The sequence below is a fragment of the Verminephrobacter aporrectodeae subsp. tuberculatae At4 genome (assembly GCF_000193225.1).
Taxonomy (GTDB): domain Bacteria; phylum Pseudomonadota; class Gammaproteobacteria; order Burkholderiales; family Burkholderiaceae_C; genus Acidovorax; species Acidovorax aporrectodeae.
Map to the genome: position 1 here is coordinate 1 of NZ_AFAL01000185.1, position 617 is coordinate 617.

General features: G+C 70.2%; 1 protein-coding gene. It reads left to right on the forward strand.

Translation table 11 applies throughout. The annotated features are described in order from the left end of the window. On the forward strand, positions 1-617 hold a 617-nt coding region (locus VTU_RS25865; RefSeq protein ID WP_010101821.1), incomplete at both ends, for a secretin N-terminal domain-containing protein.

Sequence of the window (617 nt, forward strand, 5' to 3'; positions counted from 1 at the left end):
CAGAGCGACACGGCGTTCAAAACCACGCTGCTCGCCGAGCCGCGCAGCAATGCGCTGATCCTGCGCGCCGCGAACCCGGCGCGCGCGGCCCAGGTGCGCTCGCTCGTGGAGCGGCTCGACCAACCCCCCACGCCCGGCAGCGGCGCGGCGCAGGGCAACATCCACGTGGTGTATCTGAGGAACGCCGAGGCCACGAAACTCGCCACCACGCTGCGCGCAGCCCTGGCCGCCATGGGTGGCAGCGGCGGCAGCGCGAGCAGCCCCGCTGCGAGCGGCCCTGCGCTCGCCACGCCCCCGACCACGGGCCTGAGCGGCAACAGCAGCGCGAACAACATGGCCGCAAGCAGCGCGGACAGCAACCAGCCGTCCACGGGCGGCCAGATCCAGGCCGACCCGAGCACCAACTCGCTCGTCATCACGGCGCCCGAGCCGGTATACCGCCAGCTGCGCGCAGTGATCGACAAGCTCGACGGACGCCGGGCGCAGGTTCTCGTGGAAAGCCTGATCGTGGAAGTCTCGACGAACAAGCTGGCCCAGTTCGGCATCCAGTGGCAAAGCCTTCTCGGTCAGAAGGGCAGCACCATAGGCCTCATCGGGACCAATTCGGGACAGGCCGG